Here is a 19,600-nt window from a genome sequence, read left to right on the forward strand (position 1 = left end):
TCTACCGTCCGGCCGGGACCGCTCGGGGTCTCGCCGGGAGCACTCAGAGCCCGGAGACCGGCCGTGTCTCGGGGTGCGGGTCGGCCAGAGGGCGTGCGGCCGTCCGGATCGCCTGTCGCGCAACCTCGGCCGCGCCCACGACGCCGGCGGTCTCGCCGAGCTGGGTACCGCGGATACGCGCGAGCTGACGGTGTCCGGCACCGGTGACCTGGCGGGCGTAGTGCTCCCGGGCCTCGTCGAGGAACAGCCCCGACGCCGCGCCGACGCCGCCGGCCAGGACGATGAGGTCGGGGTCGAAGATGTCGGCGATCATCGCGAGCCCCTGGCCGAGCGACGTCGCGAACCGCGCGAACGCGGCCAGCGCGACGGCGTCCCCGTCGGCGGCCGCGCGGGCGACCCGACGGCCGGTCAGCGACCCGGGGTCCGCGGCGACATCGGCGGCGAGTTGGCTGCGCCCCCAGTCGCCGTCGGCGAGCAACTCGACCACGGTGTCCACGAGTGCGGTGCCGCTGCAGTACCGCTCCCAGCAGCCGCGTTTGCCACAGGCACAGGCGCGCCCGTCGGGGACGATCGTCAGATGTCCGAGTTCCGGTGCGACGCCGTAACTTCCGCGGTAGATCTCCCCGTCGATCACGAACCCGGCGCCGATCCCGGTCCCGATCGCCAGGACGACGGTGTTGTGCCCACGGGCCGCCGCGCCGAACCGCCATTCGGCCACCGCGGCGGCGTTGGCGTCGTGTTCGGCGAAGACCGGGATCCCGACGCGGCGGGTCATCTCCTCGGCGACCGGCGCCTCGCGCCAGGGCAGATGCGGCGCGAACCGGACGATGCTGCGGTCGGTGGTCAGGAAGCCGGCGATCGCGAGCCCGACCGCCTTCGCGTCCCAGCGCGAGGTCAGTTCGCCGACCAACCGGTCCAGGCAGTGCTCGAGCGCGGCCGCGGTCGGCGGGGTCTGCGCGCGGAGGGTGTCGAGCATCGTCCCCCGGTCGTCGACCACCGAGGCGCGCACGCTGGTGCCGCCGATGTCGATGCCGATCGTCAGGTCGCCCATCAGTTCTCCTGCCCGGGGCCGGGTTCGGGGGGCGGCGTGGCCCGCCGTGAGGCATCACCGCGTCGCGGTGTGCCGGCCTCGCGCCCGGCGGCCGGTCCGTTGAATCGCACCGCGATCGGTTCGTACTGGCGTGGTGACGCCGATGAGGTCGGCGACGAACGCAGCGCCTCGGCGATGGCCTCGAGTACGGCGATGACCGCCGCGATCAGCCGGGCGACCAGATCGCCGATCTCGGCGAGCAACGAGGTGATCTCCCCCGACGCCCCGGAGAGCGCATGCCCGAGCGGACCACCGTCGGCGAAAGCGGCGAAACCGGGGCGCGTCCCCGTTGCGTCCGCACCACCGGCGGTGGCCGACTGCGGAGCCGGCGCGAAGAGCGCGGCCAGGTGGTCGATCTGGGCGGCCAGTCCGAGCAGCAGGTCGCGCACCGGATCGGCGGGTCCGTCGCGACGCCCGTCCGCGGACCCGTCACCGGCCTGCCGGAACGTCTCGTCGTCCGTGCCCATCGCCAACTCTCCCCTTCTCCCGGCCCCGCGCGAACACCCACCCGCGTGTCTGTCGTCGGGGTCATCGGCACCGTACCCTGCCGTCTCGAACGGTGCGGTCTGGCGAACGTACCCCGCCCGGGCGGGATCATTCCACCATCGCCGTCCCACCTGGCCGTCGGAACTGTGGGCGGCGTCGACGTTCAGGCCGGGAAACCGGCTCAGTTCTGCGGCCGGGGCCACACCGCCGGATCGGGGACGAAGCCGATGCCCAGGGTCGTGCCGTCCCAGTCGGCGTCGACGACCGTGCAGCGCCGTAGCACCGACGGCAGCCGCACCGGATGGCGGAATCCCGCGATCGTCACCAGGAGGTCGTCTCCACTGCGCCCGAGCGCCAGCGAATCCGGTTCCGGTAGGCGCTGCGGCCACGACAACCGGTACACCGGACCGGCCGGCTTGCCGCTCACGCGCCCCTGGCCCGCCTCGACCTCGGCCGCGGCCGAACCCCGGGGGACGCCGTGCGGTGCCGGCAACGAGACCGAGAGCTTGCGGAGCCGCGCCATGCGATCGATCGCACCGGGCGATTTCTCGACCACCTCGACGACGACGGAACGCGAACCGTCGGAACCGGCGAGTTCGGCCCGCACCATGTCCGCGACCTCGGCCGCCGGTTCGGCGCCGACGCCCGCGTTGACCTGGACCGAGGCCAGCGGCAGGCCCATGAGGTCGGCGGCGGCGAGATGGTGGCCGGTGAGTCGTCGGCTCCGGTCGTCGGCGGCGAGAACGAGGTGCACCGCCACCGCATGCGGATCGGCGAACAGTTCGGCGATGTCGAGGCAGTCCCGGTCGATGGCGTCGACCGCGGCCGTCAGTTGCGCGACCATCGGACGCTCGGAGGCCATCGCGAGGCGTCGGTGACGCGGCCAGAACCGGTTGAGGGCCTGGCTGAGAACTGCTCCGCCACGGAGGAACTGGAGTGGGTCACCACATCCGGAACAGTCGACGACGATCCGCTGCCACCGGCCGCTGATCGCCTCGTCCCGGATACGGCGCAGGAGCAGGAAGTCGTCGATCCCGGGCAACGAGGTGAGCTCGGCGGCGTCGATCCCGGCCAGGGTGCGGACAACGGGCAGGACCGTCTTGCTGCGGCTCACGGTGTGCTCGAGCACCTCGACGAACGCCGACCATGTGCGTTCGGTGAGGTCCAGTCGGTCCAGGGTCAACAGGTGCAGGTATTTGGACACCGCGACGGGCTCGCCGGGCCGGCGGTACACCCGTGCCCAGTCGGGAACCGGCGACCAGCGGTCGACGGTGATGAGGAGCGTGTCGGATTCGGCTGCCGACAGGCCCGACCGGGGCACGGCCCGGGCCGACCGGGAGGTGCCGGGACGCTGGGTCGCACCGGCGGCCGCGACCGCGGAGACACCGGAACCCCCCGGCCCGAGCACGATGTGGATGGGTGTGAGATCGATCAGCCTTCGACCCTCTTCTTGAGGTCGTTCAGCGCGGCATCGGTGATCGCCTTCTCGGCTCGCCGCTTCAGCTGGCCGATCATGGGCACCTGCAGGTCGACCATGAGTTCGTAGGTCACCTTCGTCGATCCCGGGACCTGTTGGGTCAGCACGTATCGTCCGCGCTGATCCTTCTGTAGATCGCTCGACACCAGGCGCCACGACACCGCGGGGGCGTTCCGATCCCATTCGTAGGCAAGCACATACGTGTCCTGGAGGACACCGGCGTCGAGCACGAACCTGACCTCGAGGGCGCGGCCGGCTTCATCGGTGCGCAGCACCTCGACCTCGCGGGCGGCGGTCACCCACTCCGGGTAGTGCTCGAAGTCGGCGATGACGGCGAGGATGGCGTCGGCGTCGGCGCCGATGACGATGTCGCGTTCGGTGTGGTCGGCCATCACCGCATCCCGGCCGACTCGAGACCGGCGGCGGGACCACCGACGACGCGGCCCTTCTCCAGCAGTCGTTTGACCTCGAAGGAGACCTCTTTGCCCGTCACGCGGCGCAGCTTGTTCTCCTCGGCCAGCACGTCGGCGCGGGTGCGGGGGTCGTCGGGCAGCGGACCGGTGGGTTCGGCGTGGAGGAAGTAGTGGAGCACGAAGCCGTCGAGGACCGCCTCGTTCCAGATCTCCATCGTCCCCGACACCGGACCCGCGACCTGCCAGCGCACGCCCTGCTCGCCCCGGTCCTCGGTGACCGCCAGACGCAGGTCCGGCCACCACCGGCGCCAGTTGGCGGGGTCGCCGATCACGGCGGTCGCCAACGGCGGCGCCGCGGCGACGAAGACCTCGTCGGCCACCTGGATGCTCGTCACGCCCACTAGCTTCACATACTCGTGTCGGCGCAGGGTAGTGCACCCGAAACCGACGTCGCGATGAGTCCGATTCCGTGTCGGGGATACGATTCGGTGACTGATGTCTACTGAAGGGTAACCACGATGGGCGAGTACAGCGTGCCCGCGAAGTTCTCGATCGGCGACGACGAGAACTGCACGAACATCATCTTCGGCCTGGCGCAGCGATCACCGCAGCACATCGTGTTCCGCCACAAGCAGGGCGACCGGTGGGAGCCGGTCACCGCCGCCGAGGCCGCCTCCCGCATCTCCGCCATCGCCAAGGGCCTGATCGCCTCCGGCGTCAACCCCGGGGACCGGGTGGCGCTGCTGTCGCGCACCCGCCTCGAGTGGAATCTCTTCGACTTCGCGATCTGGTCCGCGGGCGCGATCACCGTGCCCATCTACGATTCGTCCTCCGCCGGCCAGATCGAATGGATCATGCAGGATTCCGGTGCGGTCGCGATCGTCCTGGAGGACGACGGACATCGCGCCGAGTTCGAGTCCATCGACTCCCTGACCACGCCGGTGACCGTCTTCCAGATCGACCGCACCGACGGGCCGGGTGCCGTCGGCGAGCTCGTCGCCGCCGGTGCCGACGTCCACGACGACGAGGTCGCGGCCCGCCGGGCCACCGTCAGGGCCGCCGACCCGGCGACGCTGATCTACACCTCGGGGACCACCGGACGGCCCAAGGGCTGCGAACTCACCCACGCCAACATGCTGTCGGAGGTGCGGGCGGTCCTCGCCGGCGACCTCCTCGATCAGGTCATCGCCCGCGACGAGAAGCGTCTGCTGATGTTCCTTCCCCTCGCCCACGTGCTCGCCCGGGCCATCACGCTCGTCGCCATCGAGGCAGGCATCGAGGTGGGACACACCAGCGACATCCCGAACCTGGTGGACGAGTTCGCCGTCTTCAAACCGTCGCTCATCCTGTCCGTGCCGCGCGTGTTCGAGAAGGTGTACAACACCGCCCGGCAGAAGGCCCACGACGGCGGCAAGGGAAAGATCTTCGACGCCGCGTCCGAGACCGCGATCGCCTACTCGCAGGCGACGGAGAAGGGGCAGGTCGGTCTCGCGCTGAAGGTCAAGCACGGCGTCTTCGACGCGCTCGTCTACAAGAAGCTCCGGGCCGCCCTCGGTGGCGAGTGCCAGATGGCGATCTCCGGTGGCGCGCCGCTCGGCGCCCGCCTGGGTCACTTCTTCTCCGGCGTCGGTGTGCCCGTCTACGAGGGGTACGGCCTGACCGAGACCACGGCGGCCTTCAGCGTGAACACCCCGTCGGCGTCGAAGATCGGCAGTGTCGGGAAGCCGTTGTCGGGCAATGCTGTTCGGATCGGCGATGACGGAGAGGTGCTGCTGCACGGCGGTGTCGTCTTCACCGAGTACTGGCAGAACCCGGAGGCCACCGCATCGGCCGTGATCGACGGCTGGTTCCATACCGGCGACCTCGGCACCGTGGATGCCGATGGGTTCATCACCATCACCGGCCGCAAGAAGGAACTGATCGTGACCGCCGGCGGCAAGAACGTCTCCCCCGCCGGACTCGAGGACGTCATCCGCGCCAACGCCCTGATCTCGCAGGCCACCGTCGTCGGCGACGCGAAACCGTTTGTGGCCGCCCTGATCACGATCGATCCGGAGGCGTTTCCGGCGTGGAAAGAGCGCACCGGCAAGCCGGCAACCGCGACGGTCGCGGACCTCGCCGACGACGCCGACCTGCGCGCCGAGGTCCAGTCGGCCGTCGACCTCGCCAACAAGACGGTGTCGCATTCAGAGGCCATCAAGAAGTTCCGCATCCTGCCGACCGACTTCACCGAGGAAACCGGCGAGATGACGCCGACCCTCAAGGTCAAGCGCAACGTCGTCGTGGAGAAGTTCGCCGGCGACATCGAGGCGATCTACCAGCGGTGAGCTCCCCGCCGGCGCCGGTTGCTCCTCAGAGCAACTGGCGCAGGCGGGCCGCCATCTGGCTCCACTGCCAGTTCTCGACGACGTAACGCCGTCCGGCCCGGCCCATCTCGGCCGCGGCCGCGCGATCACCGAGGATCGCCAGGATCGCCAGGGCGACCGCGTCGACATCGGTCCCGTCGACGGCCGTGCCGGTGACCCCTTCCTCGATGGTCTCCGGCGCCCCACCGGACAACCCGGCGACCACGGGCACGCCCGACGCCGATGCCTCCAGGTAGACGATCCCCAGGCCTTCGACGTCCAGCCCGCGTCCCCTCGTCCGGGACGGCATCGCGAAGACGTCCGCGATGTTGTGGTACGCCGCGAGGTCGTCGGCGGGCACCGAGCCGGTGAAGATCACATGGTCGGCCACGCCCGTGTCGGCCGCGAGGTCGCGCAGGGTCTTCCCGTAGGGACCACCGCCGACGATGACCAGCGTCGCGTCGGGGATGGTGCGTCGGATCAGCGGCAGGGCGCGGATCAACACATCCTGGCCCTTACGGGGCACCAGCCGCGACAGGCAGAGGATCGTCGGACGCTCCCCTAGGTCGAGATGTTCGCGAAACCGCTGTCGCAGCACCGAATCCGGGGCGAACCGCTCGGTGTCGACGCCGGGGGGCAGGTGTTCCAGGGCCGCGCGGGCGCCGAAGGCCGACGCGAACCGGCCGCGGGTGTATCGGCTGACGAAGGTGATCACATCGGTGTGGCGGCCGATGTGCCCGAGCACCTGCCGCGCGCCCGGCAGCATCGACCACCCGACCTCGTGACCGTGCGTGCTGGCGATGATCCGCTGGGCGCCCGCGCGACGCATCGCCGGCGCCAGCACGGCCAGCGGCGCGGCCGCGCCGAACCACACCGTCGAGATCTGTTCGCGGCGCACGATCTCCGCGGCACGCCGCGCCACGAACGGGGTGGGGAGCATGAGCGTCGTCGGGTGCCGGTACACCCGATACGGGGCGGCCGCGTCGAACTTCTCGTGCGAGTCACCACGCCAGCGCGGCGCGTAGACGACCACGTCCTCCGGCGGCAGCAGGTCCACCAGATTCTGCAGGTAGGACTGGATCCCGCCCGGACGGGGCGGAAAGTCGTTGGTGAGCAACAACGTTCGAGACATCAACGGGCCTGCACTTCGAGCCACCGCTGCCACCCCGCGACCAGTTCGGCACGCGTCAGCCCGAGACTCGAGGCGATCGCCGTGTCCTGCGCCGCGGGCAGGGCCGACGCCGCGACCCCCATGTACATCTTCTTCAGCCGCGCCTCGTCGAATCGATCGGCGACGTAGGCGGCCAGCGACCACGCACTCTGATAAGCCACCTGTGAAGTCTGACCGTCCATCGCGAAGTCGGTGTCGGCGGGTGGCCCGGTCGGAACTCGACCGGCACGCACGGACGCGATCAGGTCGGGTGCGGCATCCGCGATCCTCGTGTGAGTCCCTTTGCGCCCGACGTATTCGGCCACGCCCTCGGTGATCCAGAGCGGCGCGTCGAGCGCGGTGTGAACGCGGGCCGCGACATGGGTCAACTCGTGCCGGAGAACCACCGCGAGCGTCGGTGCGGCGAGTTCCCGGGCCGCCGGGGTCAGGATGATGCGCTGTCCGGTCGCGGTGCGCTGGACCAGGTCGAGGCTGCTGAACACGGTCGCGGCCGCCGCGGTCCCGGTCGCCGCTCGGCCCTCGGGTACGAGGGCGGCGAACTCGTCGTCGGTCGCCGTGGCGACCACGACGGCGCGGCGATCCCAATCGTCGCCCCAGAAGTCACTGACGGCATCCACCGCCCCGGGCAGCTCCCGCTGCAGCGTCGCCACCGTCGAAGACGTTCGGGGATACGAGGCGACCACCGACGTGCCGCCTGCGGTCGCGGTGTTGGCCACCTGGAGTCCGGGCAGCTCCCACATCTGAGTGGGTGCGGATTCTCCTCCCAGGGCCGTGGCGTCTCCGACGAGGCGCCAGGCCTCGCCGTAGCGGGCGACCACGAACTGGGTGCCGACGACCACCTCGGCCTCGTCGACTCCCGGGACCCCCTCGCCGCCGAGCGCATAGCGCAACTCCACCGGAGCGACCCACGAGTCCGAACTCCCCCCGGCATCGAGGAGCACCTGCAACTCACCGGGTACGAGCACCTCCGCCTCTTCGGTGGGCGCAAGCTGATAACCGAACCGTGCGAGCCGCAGGGTGCCGCTGCCACCGTTCCGCGGCGTGAACCGGCTGGGCGCGAAACCCGCGGCGGCCGTGACGAATCTGTCCTTGAACGCCGGGGTGGCAGCGGTGTCGACGAGGGTGCCGATCGCCCGCACATCCCCGGAACGCACCGCTTCGGTGAGCGCGTCGAGCAACCGCGTCACGCCCGCCGCTCGATCACGCTCGTAGACGTTGACCGCGGCGCTCGACGACACGGGCGCGGCGGACGAGCCGGGCCCGTCGGGCACGTCGCCCGTGCCGCACGCGGTGGCAACTGCGATGACCAGAACGACCACGGCCGAGACGAGGCCGGCGCGCCCGCGCGGTGAGGTCACCGGTGGGACTAGAACCGGCGGGCAGAGTTGTACGGTCCGGCCTCGTCGAGCGGCTCGACCTTGACCGGCACACCGAAGGTCGAGGCGTGGATGACATAGCCGTCACCGACGTACATACCGACGTGATGGGCATCGGGATAGTAGATGACCAGGTCACCGGGCTTGAGGTCGTTCTTCTCGACCGGCTGACCGCCGGCCATCTGCGCCTGGCTCGATCGCGGGATGGTCTTGCCGGCCTGCCGGAACGCCCACACCATGAGTCCCGAGCAGTCGAACGAATTCGGTCCGGTGGCGCCCCACACGTAGGGGTCACCGATCCGGGTGAGGGCGGCGTGGGTGGCGATCAGTCCGGCGGCGGTGCCCTTGGGCACCAGTCGCGGATCGAAGTCGAAGGTCGGACCGCGCAGAGCCGCCAACTGCTTGCCGGTCATCGACTTGTAGATCGACCGGATCTGGATCGCCTGGAGCTGCAGGTCGGCTTGCTTCGTCTGGAGGTCACCACGGACCCGTTCGGCGCGGGAGACCGCCTCGGAGGCGGCCACCGCCGTGCGCTCGGCATCCTTCTTCGCGACAGCGGTCCTGGCCCGTACCTTCTTGATCGCGGTCAGGTCCACCGACGCCTGACGCGAGATCATGTCGAGACCCGACATCTGGTCCAGGAGCGCCTGCGGGGAGTCGCTGACCATCACGGCGTACAGTCCGCTGACCCGCGCGCCCTGATAGCTGGCGCGGACGATCGCGTCGACTCGGTTCTGGTGCACGGCGAGCTGGGCGCGGCTGGTGTCCAGCGTCTGCTGCGCCTCGGCCGCGGCTTTCTTGGCCGCCGCCACGATGCCGCGCTGCTTGTCGTACTCGATCTTGGCGTTGTGCATCGCCTCGGTGGTCTTCTCCGCGTCGATGCCCAGTTGCTTGTAGCGGTCGAGCAGCTGATCGGCCGAGCGCGCGGGCACCGCACGGGCGTCCCCGACGCCGCCGGCGACGGTCGGTGCCAGAACGGCGAACGCCGACAGGACACAGAGCGCCACCATCAGCGGACCCGAACGCATCCTCGGCCGCATCGCGCGACCACGCCCCTCCCCGATCAGCACGGTCTACTCACTCCCTCGTGTGTGCTCGTCGATCCCTGAGCATCCCGGGCCCCTGCACCCGTACCCCGCGTCCCGTCGACCACCCTAGGCGGCCGACCGGCCCCCGGGACTGGTTCGGGCGGATCGCAATCCACGCGATCCGCCCGTCCAGAGACCTTCGTGCTCAGTCTGTTCGTGTTCAGTTGTCGTCAGTACCGACGGATGCCCGTCAGGGTCCACTCCTTGACGGCGTCGCGCTTGACCGGCGTGCCGTAGTTGGACGAGTGGACGAACTGACCGTTGCCGACGTAGATGCCGGCGTGGCCGCCACCGTTGAAGATCATGACGTCGCCGGGCTTGGCCTCGGAGTACGACACCGCGCGTCCGCCGCCGAGCTGGCCGTAGCTGTCGCGCGGGATGTTCTTGCCGGCCTGCTTGTAGGACCAGTAGATGAGGCCCGAGCAGTCGAATGCGTTGGGGCCGGCGGAGCCGTAGGAGTACGGCGCACCGATCTTGCTCTCGGCGGCCTTTACCGCCTTCTGACCGGCGGTCAGCTGCGGCTGGCCCAGGGGCGCGCCGCCACCCTGCGGGCGGAACTGCTGCGGGATCTGCTCCGGCGCGATACCCGGCACGGTGAACTGCCCCAGGTTGGGGATCTCGACCGTGGCGGCGGGCGACTTCTTCACCGGCGTGGCCTCAGGCGCGGGCTTGGCCTCCGGGGCCTTCGCGCCGGGCAGGGCCGGGATCTCGAAAGTGCCCAGCGGGGTGTGGACCGGGGCGGCGAGAGCAGGGCCGGCGGCTGCGGCGAGCGAACCGAGTGTGATCGATCCAGCGATCACCGCCTTCTTGGCGACCGTGCTGCCACGATTGGGCTGTTCCAAACGATGTTTGGCCACGAAGCGAGTTCTCCTTCAGATCTTCCTCTACCGCCGACCGAGTTAGCTGTCGGGTTCGGGCCGGAAGAGTGGCCCTACACGTTTTCGCGCATGAGGTATCCACTGGACACTCATGCATGGCAACGCGATTCACCCCGATTCGGATCGGTTTCGACCGAGTCGCATCAGTGGTGATGCGCTCCGACGAGCCCGTCCGAAGGTTGTGGTTCCCCGGTTCGCCCGCGAGGGCGATTGAGCGGTGACTACTGCGGACCACTTCTGTTGAAGCGGGACGCTCCGCAAAGGTCTCAGAAAGGTTACGAAATCGGATGCGCTCTGTCCACTAAGCGACAGACAGCCAAACCTCGGCCGCTTCTCAGCCTGCCCTGAGGACGGTCACAGAAGCGCGTCGATCCGGCGCCTGAACTGCGGTTTTGGCTGATCTTGCAGATCGTGCAGCGCCGCTGGTCACCATTGCAGCAGCCTGCAGAACGTCGATGGCGAGGTCCAGTTCGGCATCCGCGTCCGAGGTGGCCGCCGTTACCGAACCTCCACCTTCGTGGGACATATCGTCCCAGCTCGGACCACCAAACAGCACTGTCATCATGCACCCGTCGCAAGCGACGGGACGAGCCGGGCAGCGCGCACAATCGACGTACATAATGTGATCTCCATCTCATCTGGCGAGGGTGGGCCGCGTCGGCCCCGTTACGGGTCGTTGTGACCGTGAGAAGACCGCATTTCTCACGTCCAGGTGGAGACTAGGGGCGCCCACCGACAAGTCCGTCGAACAGCGATCGACACAGCAGTCACACGGGTCACACGACACGATGTCGGAGCGTCGCGGTCGCGATGTCGGTGGATCGAACTAGTGTTCGCCGGGTGACGCAGACCAGCGTGGACGGCTCGCCCGCGGGGCAGCTCACCTTCGCCGACCTGGAGGCCGCCGACCAGGGGGCCACGGGTGAGACGACGAACGAATTCAGCGACCGGTCGCTCTTCGAGACGACCCTCGTCGTCGTCGACCTCGAGACCACCGGGTCCGACCCGGTCCGCGACCGGATCACCGAGATCGGCGCGGTCAAGATCCGCGGCGGCGAGGTGGTCGGCGAGTTCGCCACGCTGGTCGACCCCGGCCGGCCGATCCCCCCGCAGATCGTGACCCTCACCGGCATCACCACCGCGATGCTGACCGACGCCCCCCGGATCGAGTCGGTGCTGCCGTCGTTCTTCGAGTTCGCCCGCGGCTCGATCCTGGTGGCCCACAACGCTCGTTTCGACATGGGTTTCCTTCGGCAGAACGCGATCCGGCTCCACCTGCCGTGGACGTTCAGCCTCAGCCTGTGCACGGTGACCATGGCCCGGCGCATCCTCAGCCGTGACGAGGCGCCGACGGTCAAGCTCAGCGCGCTCGCCGACCTGTTCGACGTCTCCGTGCGGCCCACCCACCGGGCGCTCGACGATGCGCGCGCCACGGTGGAGGTCTTCCACCGGCTCCTCGAGCGCGTCGGCAATCAGGGCATCGCGACCGTCGGCGAGCTGACGTCGTATCTCCCGAAGACCGACCCGCGCCTGCGCGCCAAACGCGCACTCGCCGACCATGTCCCGGCCCGTCCCGGGGTGTACCTGTTCCGCGGCCCGTCGAACGAGGTCCTCTACGTGGGCACCGCGGTGGACCTCCGCCGCCGGGTCCGGTCGTACTTCAGTGGCAACGACCCGCGCCGCCGCATCGCGGAGATGGTGCTCCTCGCCCAACGGGTCGACGTCGTGGAGTGTTCCCACGCCCTGGAGGCCGCCGTCCGCGAACGCCGGCTCCTCGGCGCGCACGCACCGGCGTACAACCGACGATCGACCCAGCCGCACAAGGGTTGGTGGGTGACCCTGACCGAGGAACGCTTCCCCCGGCTCAAGGTCAGCCGAACACCCACCGACGAGTCGATCGGCCCGGTGGGCAACCGCAACAACGCGGCGACCGTCGCCGACGTGATCTCGGCGGCCGCCGGTCTGCGCACGTGCACGACACGGCTCGGCGCGACGGGCTACCACTGGTGTCCCGAGGCCGATGGGAGGCGGCGGCCGGGGTCCTGCCGGGCGGCCACGGCGCAGCCGCAGACGGTGCCGGACTACTCTCCCCGGGTCACCGCGGCCCGCCGGCTCATGCGAGGTGAGGCCGACGAGCTCCTCGACGGCCTCACCGCGCGCCTCACCGACCTCGCCAAGGCGCACATGTTCGAGACCGCGGCGCGGCATCGGGACCGTCTCGCGCTCACGATCGACGCCCTCGCCCGCTGCCAGCGACTGGCCGCGCTGTGCGCGATCGCCGAGATCGTGGTCGCCCGGCCCGACGGTGAACGCGGTTGGCAGTTCGCGGTCATCCGGCACGGACGGCTCGCCGCCGCCGGGCGCGCCCGACGCGGCGTCTCGCCCATGCCCGTCGTCGACGCGCTCGTCGCGGCCGCGGAGACCGTGTTACCGGGCCCCGGTCCGCTGCGGGGCGCGCCGGCCGAGGAGGTCGGCCTCGTGTACCGCTGGATGACCGAACCGGGCGCGCGCATCGTGTCGACGAGTGAGCCGGTCGCCCTGCCCGCCGGCTGCGCCGAACGCCGGCTCGGCTGGTCGCAGTCGGCGCACGACGCACGTGCGGCCAGACCCGTCGCCGACTCTCGCACACGGCAGGCGAGCTGAGGGCCACGCACCACTAGGCTGGCGGCATGATCACCGCCATCGTCCTCATCCAGGCCGACATCCACCGGATCCCGGAGACCGCCCAGGCCGTCGCCGACATCCCCGGGGTCGAAGAGGTGTACTCCTGTGCGGGCGACGTCGATCTGATCGCGAAGATCCGGGTCCGTGACCACGAACAGATCGCGACGGTCGTCACCGGCCAGATCAACCGCCTACCCGGGGTTCTCAAGAGCGCGACACACATCGCGTTCCGCAGCTACTCCAGCTCCGACGTCGAGGGCGGTTTCTCCATCGGCGAGAACTGACCCGCCGAACACTGAGCCCCACAAGGATTTCGGGACAGCGTGACCGTCAGGCGGGCGCGGCGAGCCGGCCGCTGAGCTCGGCCCACCGCTGCAGCAGGTCGGCGGCGGCACCGTTGTCGATCGCATCGGCCGCCCGCTCCTTCGCGGCGCCGAGGGCATCGGTCAGTTCCGCCGAGCTCATCGGCGCCTCCTGCTCGAACGCGACGATGGCCCCGGCCGAGTTCAGCAGCACCGCGTCCCGGACCGGGCCCGTGGTCCCGGCCAGCAACTCACGGGCGATCGCGGCGTTGACCGTCGCGTCTCCCCCCTGCAGGGCGGAGAGTTCCACGCGCGCGATCCCCAGATCCGTCGGGTCGACGGTGAGTTCGTTCACCTGCCCGGCGACGACCTGCCAGACCGTCGACGTGGTGGTGGTCGTCAGTTCGTCGAGACCGTCGTCGCCGCGGACCACCAGCGCGGAGCCGCCGCGCTCGGCGAAGGCCCGCGCCAGAACCGGCGCGAGGTCGGCGAAGGCGCAGCCGATCAGCCCCCGGCTGGGTGTCGCCGGGTTGGTCAGCGGCCCCAGCACGTTGAAGACCGTCGGGATGCCGATCTCCTTGCGCGGCGGACCGGTGAAGCGGAACGCCGGATGGAACACCGGCGCGAAGCAGAAGCCGATCCCGAGTTCCGACACGCACTGCGCGACCGCGGCGGCGTCGAGGGAGATGTCGACGCCGAGCGCCTCCAGCACGTCGGCACCGCCGCTCTTCGACGACGCCGCACGGTTGCCGTGCTTGACCACCGCGACGCCCGACGCAGCGATCACGATCGACGTCATCGTGGAGATGTTCACCGTGTGCGACCGGTCGCCGCCGGTCCCCACGACGTCGACGGCCGGGCGACCGACGTCCACGAGCGTCGCGTGGTCGAGCATCGCGCGGGACAACCCGAGGAGCTCCGCCGGTGCGGCACCTTTCATCTTCACGCCGACGCCGAACGCGGCGATCTGGGCTCCGGTCGCACTGTCGGTCATGATCTCGTTCATCGCCCACGCCGCCTCGTCGGCGTCGAGGTCGAGGCGATCGGTGACCTTGCCGAGGATCTGCGGCCAGCTGAAGTCAGACTGTGCGGTGCTCACGGGGAGTCAGCATATTCGTGTTCAGAGCGGCGGACGCTGGAGGACGGCCCACTCGCGTGCGAATCCGCCGTGCCGCGAACCGAGGCTCGCCATCCGGGACCGTTCCTGCGACAGATGCATCGCGTCGAGCATCTGGACCCGCGCCAGGACCAGGACCACGAGCCGGTCGTCGCGTGGCGCCGGCCTCGGCCCCCAGCGTTCGTCGTCGACGGACTCGTAGCCGTCGAGCGCCGCCACCGCGGCCGCATCGGCCCGCCGGGCGGGGGGCACCTCGACGACGTGCCGGAGAATCACCTCGTCCGCGGCTCGCCACGACGACGCGTCGAGCGCCACCGAACTCGCGATGGCGTCGTCGTCGGACCGCGCCACCACCTGCACCTGCTCGTGCAGCGTCAGCGGGCCGACACCGGCACGCGGGCGCAGCCGTGAGCGGAGCCGCGCCAGGCGACCCTGCTCGACGACTCGGCCGTTGAGATCACGGGGGCCGGGCGGCGCCGAACTGGACATGAACACACGGTAGCGAGCCGGGCGTCCGCCACGCCCTTCCCGGACACGCCGAGGATCACCCGATTCGCGCCCGGACCTGCGACGAGAGAAATAGTCGGAGGCAATTTCCGACCCGGGTGGCCACGGCTTACTACGAACCGTCATACTTCACTTGTGACAAGCGCTGTAGGTACCTCAGGAACAGCCATCACCTCGCGCGTGCACTCGCTGAACCGGCCCAACATGGTCAGCGTCGGCACGATCGTGTGGCTGTCCAGTGAGCTCATGTTCTTCGCTGGCCTCTTCGCGATGTATTTCGTCGCCCGTGCCAACTCCGCGGTCGGCTGGCCGCCGCCACCGACCGAGCTGAATCTCGCCCTCGCCATCCCGGTGACGACGATTCTCATCCTGTCGTCGGTGACGTGCCAGATGGGTGTCTTCGCCGCTGAGCGCGGTGACGTCTTCGGCCTCCGCCGCTGGTACGTCATCACCCTCATCATGGGAACGATCTTCGTGATCGGGCAGGCGTACGAGTACACCGTGCTGGTCGGCCACGGCACGACCCTCGCGTCGGATGCGTACGGCTCGGTCTTCTACATGACGACCGGGTTCCACGGCCTCCACGTGATCGGCGGTCTGATCGCGTTCGTGTATCTGCTCATACGGACCAAGCTGTCGAAGTTCACGCCGGCGCAGGCAACCGCGGCCATCGTCGTCTCCTACTACTGGCATTTCGTCGACATCGTGTGGATCGGGCTGTTCGTCACGATCTACTTCATCCGATGACGCCGGCCCGCTCCAGCACGACCGAGCGCAGCTCGATCTAACAACAGTCCGTCCCGCTTAGTAGAGAGTCACAGATGAGTTCATCTCCACCGCGTCCGTCGGATAGCGGCACCGAGGTCGGACCCGATGCCTCGGCCCGACGCTCCTCTGCACGCGACGCCGGCCGCCGCGCCAAGGCCCGACGCAAGCTCCGTCGGCGCGCAGGCGGCACCATCGTGCTGCTGGCCGGCCTCGTCATGGCGGGTGTGCTCGCCTCGGTGCTGACCCCCGAGCCGCAGGTCGCGGTCGCCGACGAGAGCAACGCCGCGATGATCGACGACGGTCGCAAGCTCTACGAGACCTCGTGCATCACCTGCCACGGCGCGAACCTCCAGGGCGTGCCCGAGCGCGGTCCCGCACTTCTCGGTGTCGGCGACGCCGCCGTGTACTTCCAGGTGTCGACCGGACGTATGCCGGCGGCGCGTGGTGAGGCGCAGGCCCAGCGCAAGCCGGCCAAGTTCACCACCGAGCAGATCGACCAGCTCGGCGCCTACATCCAGGCCGAGGGTGGCGGACCGCAGGTGCCGCGCAATGCCGACGGCACCGTCGCGATGGAGTCACTGCGCGGCGACAGCATCGGACGCGGCAGTGAGCTGTTCCGATTGAACTGCGCGTCGTGCCACAACTTCACCGGTCGCGGTGGCGCACTGTCCTCGGGCAAGTTCGCGCCGAACCTCGACGGGGTGAACGAGGCGCAGATCTACACCGCTATGCTGACCGGTCCGCAGAACATGCCCAAGTTCTCGAACCGTCAGCTCGATCCGGAAGAGAAGCGGGACGTGATCGCCTACGTCAAGTACGTGAGCGAGGCCAAGCCCAGTGGTGGTCTGGGCCTCGGTGGTTTCGGCCCGGTCAGTGAAGGCATGGTCATGTGGTTCGTCGGCGTCATCGCCATCGTCGCCGGCGCCATGTGGATGGGATCTCGAGCATGAGCGCGAACGACAAAGACGTCCCGTCGCGGGACGAACTCGAACAGATGAGCACCGATGAGCTCGTCAAACTCGGCACCAATCTCGACGGCGTCGAGATCATCCACCGGTCCGAGCGTTACTCGGTGCCGGGCACCAAGGTCGAGAAGCGGGCCGAGCGTCAGGTGGCCATCTGGTTCACCGTGGCCGGCGTGTCCGCCCTCGCGTGCCTCGGGATCTTCCTGTTCAACCACTGGGAATTCGCCCTCCCGGACGATCCGAACTACTGGTGGTACACGTTCAACACGCCACTCCTCGGCGTGACGTTCGGTCTGTCGGTGTTCGCCATCGGCGTTGCGCTGATCCTCATCACCAAGAAGTTCATCCCGGCCGAGATCTCGGTTCAGGATCGTCACGACGGTGGATCGACCGAGGTCGACAAGAAGACGATCGTCGGTCTGCTCCAGGACACCGGCGCCACGTCCACCCTGGGTCGTCGCAAGATGATCATCGGCTCCGCCGGTTTCGGTCTCGGCGCCTTCGCGGTCACCGGACTCGTGGCCTTCCTCGGTGGCTTCATCAAGAACCCGTGGGCCGAGGGCCCCGACTCGCCACTGTGGCATTCGGGATGGTCGCCGATCTACAACCCGCCGGAAGCGCCCAACGAGACCATCTACCTGCGGCGTGACACCGGCAACCCGTTCCAGGTCGCCCTGGTCCGGCCGGAAGATCTCGACGCCGGCGGTATGGAAACCGTGTTCCCGTGGCGTCGTTCGGACGGGTTCGGCGAGTCCGAGCACTCCCGCCATCTGCTGGAGGAGGGCCTGCACCAGGTCCGCAACCCCGTCATGCTCATCCGTCTGCGTCCCGAGGATGCGGCCCGTGCGGTCAAGCGCAAGGGTCAGGAGAGCTTCAACTACGGTGACTACTTCGCCTACACCAAGGTCTGCAGCCACCTCGGCTGCCCCGCCTCGCTCTACGAGCAGCGGAGCAACCGCATCCTGTGTCCCTGCCATCAGTCGCAGTTCGATGCGCTCGAGTACGCCAAGCCCATCTTCGGACCGGCCGCACGTGCGCTGGCACAGCTGCCGATCACGGTGAACAACGAGGGCTACCTCGTTGCCGCAGGCGACTTCATCGAGCCCGTCGGTCCGGCATTCTGGGAGCGTAAGTCATGAGCATCGCCGAACGCCTCGGCACTCAAGCCGAAGAAGTGGACTCGCGGTATCACCTCGCCGCGGGCATGCGTCGCCAGATCAACAAGGTCTTCCCCACCCACTGGTCCTTCATGCTGGGCGAGATCGCGCTGTACAGCTTCATCATCCTGCTGGTGTCGGGCGTCTACCTGTCGCTGTTCTTCGATCCGTCGATGACGCGCGTGGTGTACGACGGCGCCTACCAGCCGCTGAACGGCGTGATGATGACCAAGGCGTACGAGACGACGCTGAATATCTCGTTCGAGGTGCGCGGCGGTCTCTTCGTCCGTCAGATCCACCACTGGGCGGCACTGCTGTTCGCCGCGTCGATCATCATCCACATGATGCGCATCTTCTTCACCGGTGCGTTCCGACGCCCGCGTGAGGCCAACTGGATCATCGGTTGTCTCCTGCTGATCCTGGCGATGTTCGAGGGCTTCTTCGGTTACTCGCTCCCCGACGACCTCCTGTCGGGCACCGGCGTCCGCGCCGCCATGAGTGGCATCGTCCTCGGTATCCCGGTCGTCGGCACCTGGATCCACTGGGCACTGTTCGGCGGCGACTTCCCCGGCGTCATCATCATCCCGCGCCTCTACGTGCTGCACATCCTGCTCTTCCCGGGCATCATCCTGGCTCTGATCGGCGCACACCTCGCGCTGGTCTGGTACCAGAAGCACACGCAGTTCCCCGGCCCCGGCCGCACCGAGAAGAACGTCGTCGGCGTCCGCATCATGCCGGTCTTCGCCGCCAAAGCCGGCGCGATGTTCGCCTTCGTCACCGGCGTCCTGGCGATCATGTCGGGCGTCTTCCAGATCAACCCGGTCTGGAACATCGGTCCGTACAACCCGGCACAGGTGTCGGCCGGGTCTCAGCCCGACATCTACATGATGTGGACCGACGGTCTGATACGTCTGTTCCCGGCGTGGGAGCTCTACCTGGGCAACTACACGGTGCCGATGTCGAACTGGGTCGTGCTGATCATGACCATCATCTTCGGCCTGATGTTCGCCTACCCGTGGATCGAGAAGAAGCTCACCGGCGACGATGCACACCACAACCTGCTGCAGCGTCCCCGCGACACCCCGGTGCGCACGGCGATCGGCTCGATGGCGGTCTCGTTCTACATCCTGCTCACGATCGCATGTATGAACGACATCATCGCGTTCAAGTTCCACATCTCGCTGAACGCGACGACCTGGATCGGGCGTATCGGTCTGATCGTCCTGCCGCCGCTGGTGTACTTCATCGCCTACCGCTGGGCGCTCTCGTTGCAGCGCAGTGACCGCGAGGTACTGGCACACGGCATCGAGACCGGCATCATCAAGCGGCTGCCGCAGGGTGAGTACATCGAGATCCACCAGCCGCTCGGCCCGGTCGACAGCCATGGTCACCCGATCCCGCTCCCCTACGAGGGTGCGGCACTGCCCAAGCGGATGAACAAGCTCGGCTCCGCCGGTGCCCCGGGTACGGGTTCGATCCTCACGGCGGATCCGCCGGAGGAGCAGCTGCGCAACGTCGAACTCGAGCACGAGATCGAGGCCGGCGAGCGGAAGGCCCTCCGCGAGCTGCAGGCCAAGGGCGGCAACCCCTTCGGCGAGTAGTCACACGAGGTCGCACGACCCACCGCGGGCCGTCGAGCACCATCTGGTGCGCGACGGCCCGCGGTTCGTTGTGCATAGTGGCTCACGTCGCCGACCGACACCACTCCCCTCCCCCGGGGTGGCTGCCGGCGCGGGTCCGATGTGGCACGGTGTACCCCATGCACCGGTCACCTCCCCGAAGTTCCGGTCTGTCCC

At 68.9% G+C, this 19,600-nt stretch carries 18 protein-coding genes and 1 riboswitch; of the genes, 7 read left to right on the forward strand and 11 right to left on the reverse strand.

Annotated features, from left to right (window positions below; translation table 11 throughout):
- Positions 1-43 precede the first annotated feature (43 nt).
- The 5 genes from QAD21_RS15130 to QAD21_RS15150 all read right to left on the reverse strand — a co-directional run bounded on the left by QAD21_RS15130 (position 44) and on the right by QAD21_RS15150 (position 3,876).
- Positions 44-1,051 (reverse strand): ROK family protein, encoded by a 1,008-nt coding sequence (locus QAD21_RS15130; RefSeq protein ID WP_058253064.1) that lies wholly within the window; start codon positions 1,049-1,051, stop codon positions 44-46.
- Complete coding sequence (locus QAD21_RS15135; protein ID WP_068972086.1) at positions 1,051-1,557, reverse strand: hypothetical protein; 507 nt, start codon at positions 1,555-1,557, stop codon at positions 1,051-1,053. The genes QAD21_RS15130 and QAD21_RS15135 overlap by 1 nt, the downstream gene beginning before the upstream one ends.
- Before the next feature lie 200 nt (positions 1,558-1,757).
- Positions 1,758-2,987 carry an ArsA-related P-loop ATPase gene (locus QAD21_RS15140; protein ID WP_280361759.1) on the reverse strand — a complete coding sequence of 410 codons (1,230 nt, stop codon included), beginning with the start codon at positions 2,985-2,987 and terminating at the stop codon, positions 1,758-1,760.
- A gap of 20 nt (positions 2,988-3,007) precedes the next feature.
- Positions 3,008-3,445: an SRPBCC family protein gene (locus QAD21_RS15145; RefSeq protein ID WP_058253066.1), complete on the reverse strand. Its 438-nt coding sequence runs from the start codon at positions 3,443-3,445 to the stop codon at positions 3,008-3,010.
- The gene (locus tag QAD21_RS15150) at positions 3,445-3,876 is read right to left on the reverse strand and encodes a hypothetical protein (protein WP_065630040.1); all 432 of its coding nucleotides are present in this window, start codon (positions 3,874-3,876) and stop codon (positions 3,445-3,447) included. The genes QAD21_RS15145 and QAD21_RS15150 overlap by 1 nt, the downstream gene beginning before the upstream one ends.
- A 108-nt stretch (positions 3,877-3,984) precedes the next feature.
- Between QAD21_RS15150 and QAD21_RS15155 the strand changes: the two genes are divergently transcribed.
- On the forward strand, positions 3,985-5,793 hold the full coding sequence (locus QAD21_RS15155; protein WP_165629896.1) for an AMP-dependent synthetase/ligase: 1,809 nt from the start codon (positions 3,985-3,987) through the stop codon (positions 5,791-5,793).
- Positions 5,794-5,818: 25 nt separating this feature from the next.
- Here the strand turns inward: QAD21_RS15155 and QAD21_RS15160 are convergent, their stop codons facing one another.
- From QAD21_RS15160 to QAD21_RS15175, 4 genes are all read right to left on the reverse strand, one after another.
- On the reverse strand, positions 5,819-6,943 hold the full coding sequence (locus QAD21_RS15160; protein ID WP_065630042.1) for a glycosyltransferase family 4 protein: 1,125 nt from the start codon (positions 6,941-6,943) through the stop codon (positions 5,819-5,821).
- Positions 6,943-8,340, reverse strand: a complete 1,398-nt coding sequence (locus tag QAD21_RS15165) for a hypothetical protein (RefSeq protein WP_205333016.1) — start codon at positions 8,338-8,340, stop codon at positions 6,943-6,945. The genes QAD21_RS15160 and QAD21_RS15165 overlap by 1 nt, the downstream gene beginning before the upstream one ends.
- 8 nt (positions 8,341-8,348) lie before the next feature.
- Positions 8,349-9,386 carry an NlpC/P60 family protein gene (locus tag QAD21_RS15170; protein ID WP_058253141.1) on the reverse strand — a complete coding sequence of 346 codons (1,038 nt, stop codon included), beginning with the start codon at positions 9,384-9,386 and terminating at the stop codon, positions 8,349-8,351.
- A gap of 230 nt (positions 9,387-9,616) precedes the next feature.
- A complete protein-coding gene (locus QAD21_RS15175) occupies positions 9,617-10,303 on the reverse strand; it encodes a C40 family peptidase (RefSeq protein ID WP_058253071.1) in 687 nt (228 codons plus the stop codon).
- A 16-nt stretch (positions 10,304-10,319) separates the two neighbouring features.
- Positions 10,320-10,551: riboswitch (cyclic di-AMP (ydaO/yuaA leader) on the reverse strand.
- 613 nt (positions 10,552-11,164) lie between these two features.
- On the opposite strand from QAD21_RS15175, the gene QAD21_RS15180 reads away from it, so the two are divergent.
- Together QAD21_RS15180 and QAD21_RS15185 are read left to right on the forward strand one after the other, a co-directional pair.
- Positions 11,165-12,967, forward strand: a complete 1,803-nt coding sequence (locus QAD21_RS15180) for a DEDD exonuclease domain-containing protein (protein ID WP_065630044.1) — start codon at positions 11,165-11,167, stop codon at positions 12,965-12,967.
- 26 nt (positions 12,968-12,993) lie between these two features.
- Entirely contained in the window at positions 12,994-13,272 is a 279-nt protein-coding gene (locus QAD21_RS15185; RefSeq protein ID WP_058253073.1) for an Lrp/AsnC ligand binding domain-containing protein, read from the forward strand.
- Between the two features lie 46 nt (positions 13,273-13,318).
- On the opposite strand, the gene trpD is transcribed toward QAD21_RS15185, so the two are convergent.
- Both trpD and QAD21_RS15195 read right to left on the reverse strand, forming a co-directional pair.
- Positions 13,319-14,389, reverse strand: a complete 1,071-nt coding sequence (trpD, locus tag QAD21_RS15190; RefSeq protein ID WP_065630045.1) for an anthranilate phosphoribosyltransferase — start codon at positions 14,387-14,389, stop codon at positions 13,319-13,321.
- A 21-nt stretch (positions 14,390-14,410) separates the two neighbouring features.
- On the reverse strand, positions 14,411-14,896 hold the full coding sequence (locus QAD21_RS15195) for a hypothetical protein (protein WP_137808473.1): 486 nt from the start codon (positions 14,894-14,896) through the stop codon (positions 14,411-14,413).
- A gap of 153 nt (positions 14,897-15,049) precedes the next feature.
- Here QAD21_RS15195 and QAD21_RS15200 point away from each other — a divergent pair, with 153 nt between their 5' ends.
- The 4 genes from QAD21_RS15200 to QAD21_RS15215 all read left to right on the forward strand — a co-directional run bounded on the left by QAD21_RS15200 (position 15,050) and on the right by QAD21_RS15215 (position 19,405).
- Positions 15,050-15,661: a heme-copper oxidase subunit III gene (locus QAD21_RS15200; protein WP_065630046.1), complete on the forward strand. Its 612-nt coding sequence runs from the start codon at positions 15,050-15,052 to the stop codon at positions 15,659-15,661.
- A gap of 74 nt (positions 15,662-15,735) precedes the next feature.
- Positions 15,736-16,632 (forward strand): cytochrome c, encoded by an 897-nt coding sequence (locus QAD21_RS15205; protein WP_058253076.1) that lies wholly within the window; start codon positions 15,736-15,738, stop codon positions 16,630-16,632.
- Complete coding sequence (locus tag QAD21_RS15210; protein WP_058253077.1) at positions 16,629-17,786, forward strand: ubiquinol-cytochrome c reductase iron-sulfur subunit; 1,158 nt, start codon at positions 16,629-16,631, stop codon at positions 17,784-17,786. Before QAD21_RS15205 ends, QAD21_RS15210 begins: the two co-directional genes overlap by 4 nt.
- A complete protein-coding gene (locus QAD21_RS15215; RefSeq protein WP_065630049.1) occupies positions 17,783-19,405 on the forward strand; it encodes a cytochrome bc complex cytochrome b subunit in 1,623 nt (540 codons plus the stop codon). The genes QAD21_RS15210 and QAD21_RS15215 overlap by 4 nt, the downstream gene beginning before the upstream one ends.
- Positions 19,406-19,600 lie beyond the last annotated feature (195 nt).

Origin of the sequence: Gordonia sp. SMJS1 (assembly GCF_029866425.1) — a bacterium.
Lineage (GTDB): Bacteria > Actinomycetota > Actinomycetes > Mycobacteriales > Mycobacteriaceae > Gordonia > Gordonia hongkongensis.

Coding starts and splice junctions, on each gene's coding strand:
- QAD21_RS15130 (WP_058253064.1), bottom strand. CDS start 1,051: ATGGGCGACCTGACGATCGGCATCGACATCGGCGGCACCAGCGTGCGC.
- QAD21_RS15135 (WP_068972086.1), bottom strand. CDS start 1,557: ATGGGCACGGACGACGAGACGTTCCGGCAGGCCGGTGACGGGTCCGCG.
- QAD21_RS15145 (WP_058253066.1), bottom strand. CDS start 3,445: ATGGCCGACCACACCGAACGCGACATCGTCATCGGCGCCGACGCCGAC.
- QAD21_RS15155 (WP_165629896.1), top strand. CDS start 3,985: ATGGGCGAGTACAGCGTGCCCGCGAAGTTCTCGATCGGCGACGACGAG.
- QAD21_RS15160 (WP_065630042.1), bottom strand. CDS start 6,943: ATGTCTCGAACGTTGTTGCTCACCAACGACTTTCCGCCCCGTCCGGGC.
- QAD21_RS15170 (WP_058253141.1), bottom strand. CDS start 9,386: ATGCGTTCGGGTCCGCTGATGGTGGCGCTCTGTGTCCTGTCGGCGTTC.
- QAD21_RS15185 (WP_058253073.1), top strand. CDS start 12,994: ATGATCACCGCCATCGTCCTCATCCAGGCCGACATCCACCGGATCCCG.
- QAD21_RS15195 (WP_137808473.1), bottom strand. CDS start 14,896: ATGTCCAGTTCGGCGCCGCCCGGCCCCCGTGATCTCAACGGCCGAGTC.
- QAD21_RS15205 (WP_058253076.1), top strand. CDS start 15,736: ATGAGTTCATCTCCACCGCGTCCGTCGGATAGCGGCACCGAGGTCGGA.
- QAD21_RS15210 (WP_058253077.1), top strand. CDS start 16,629: ATGAGCGCGAACGACAAAGACGTCCCGTCGCGGGACGAACTCGAACAG.
- QAD21_RS15215 (WP_065630049.1), top strand. CDS start 17,783: ATGAGCATCGCCGAACGCCTCGGCACTCAAGCCGAAGAAGTGGACTCG.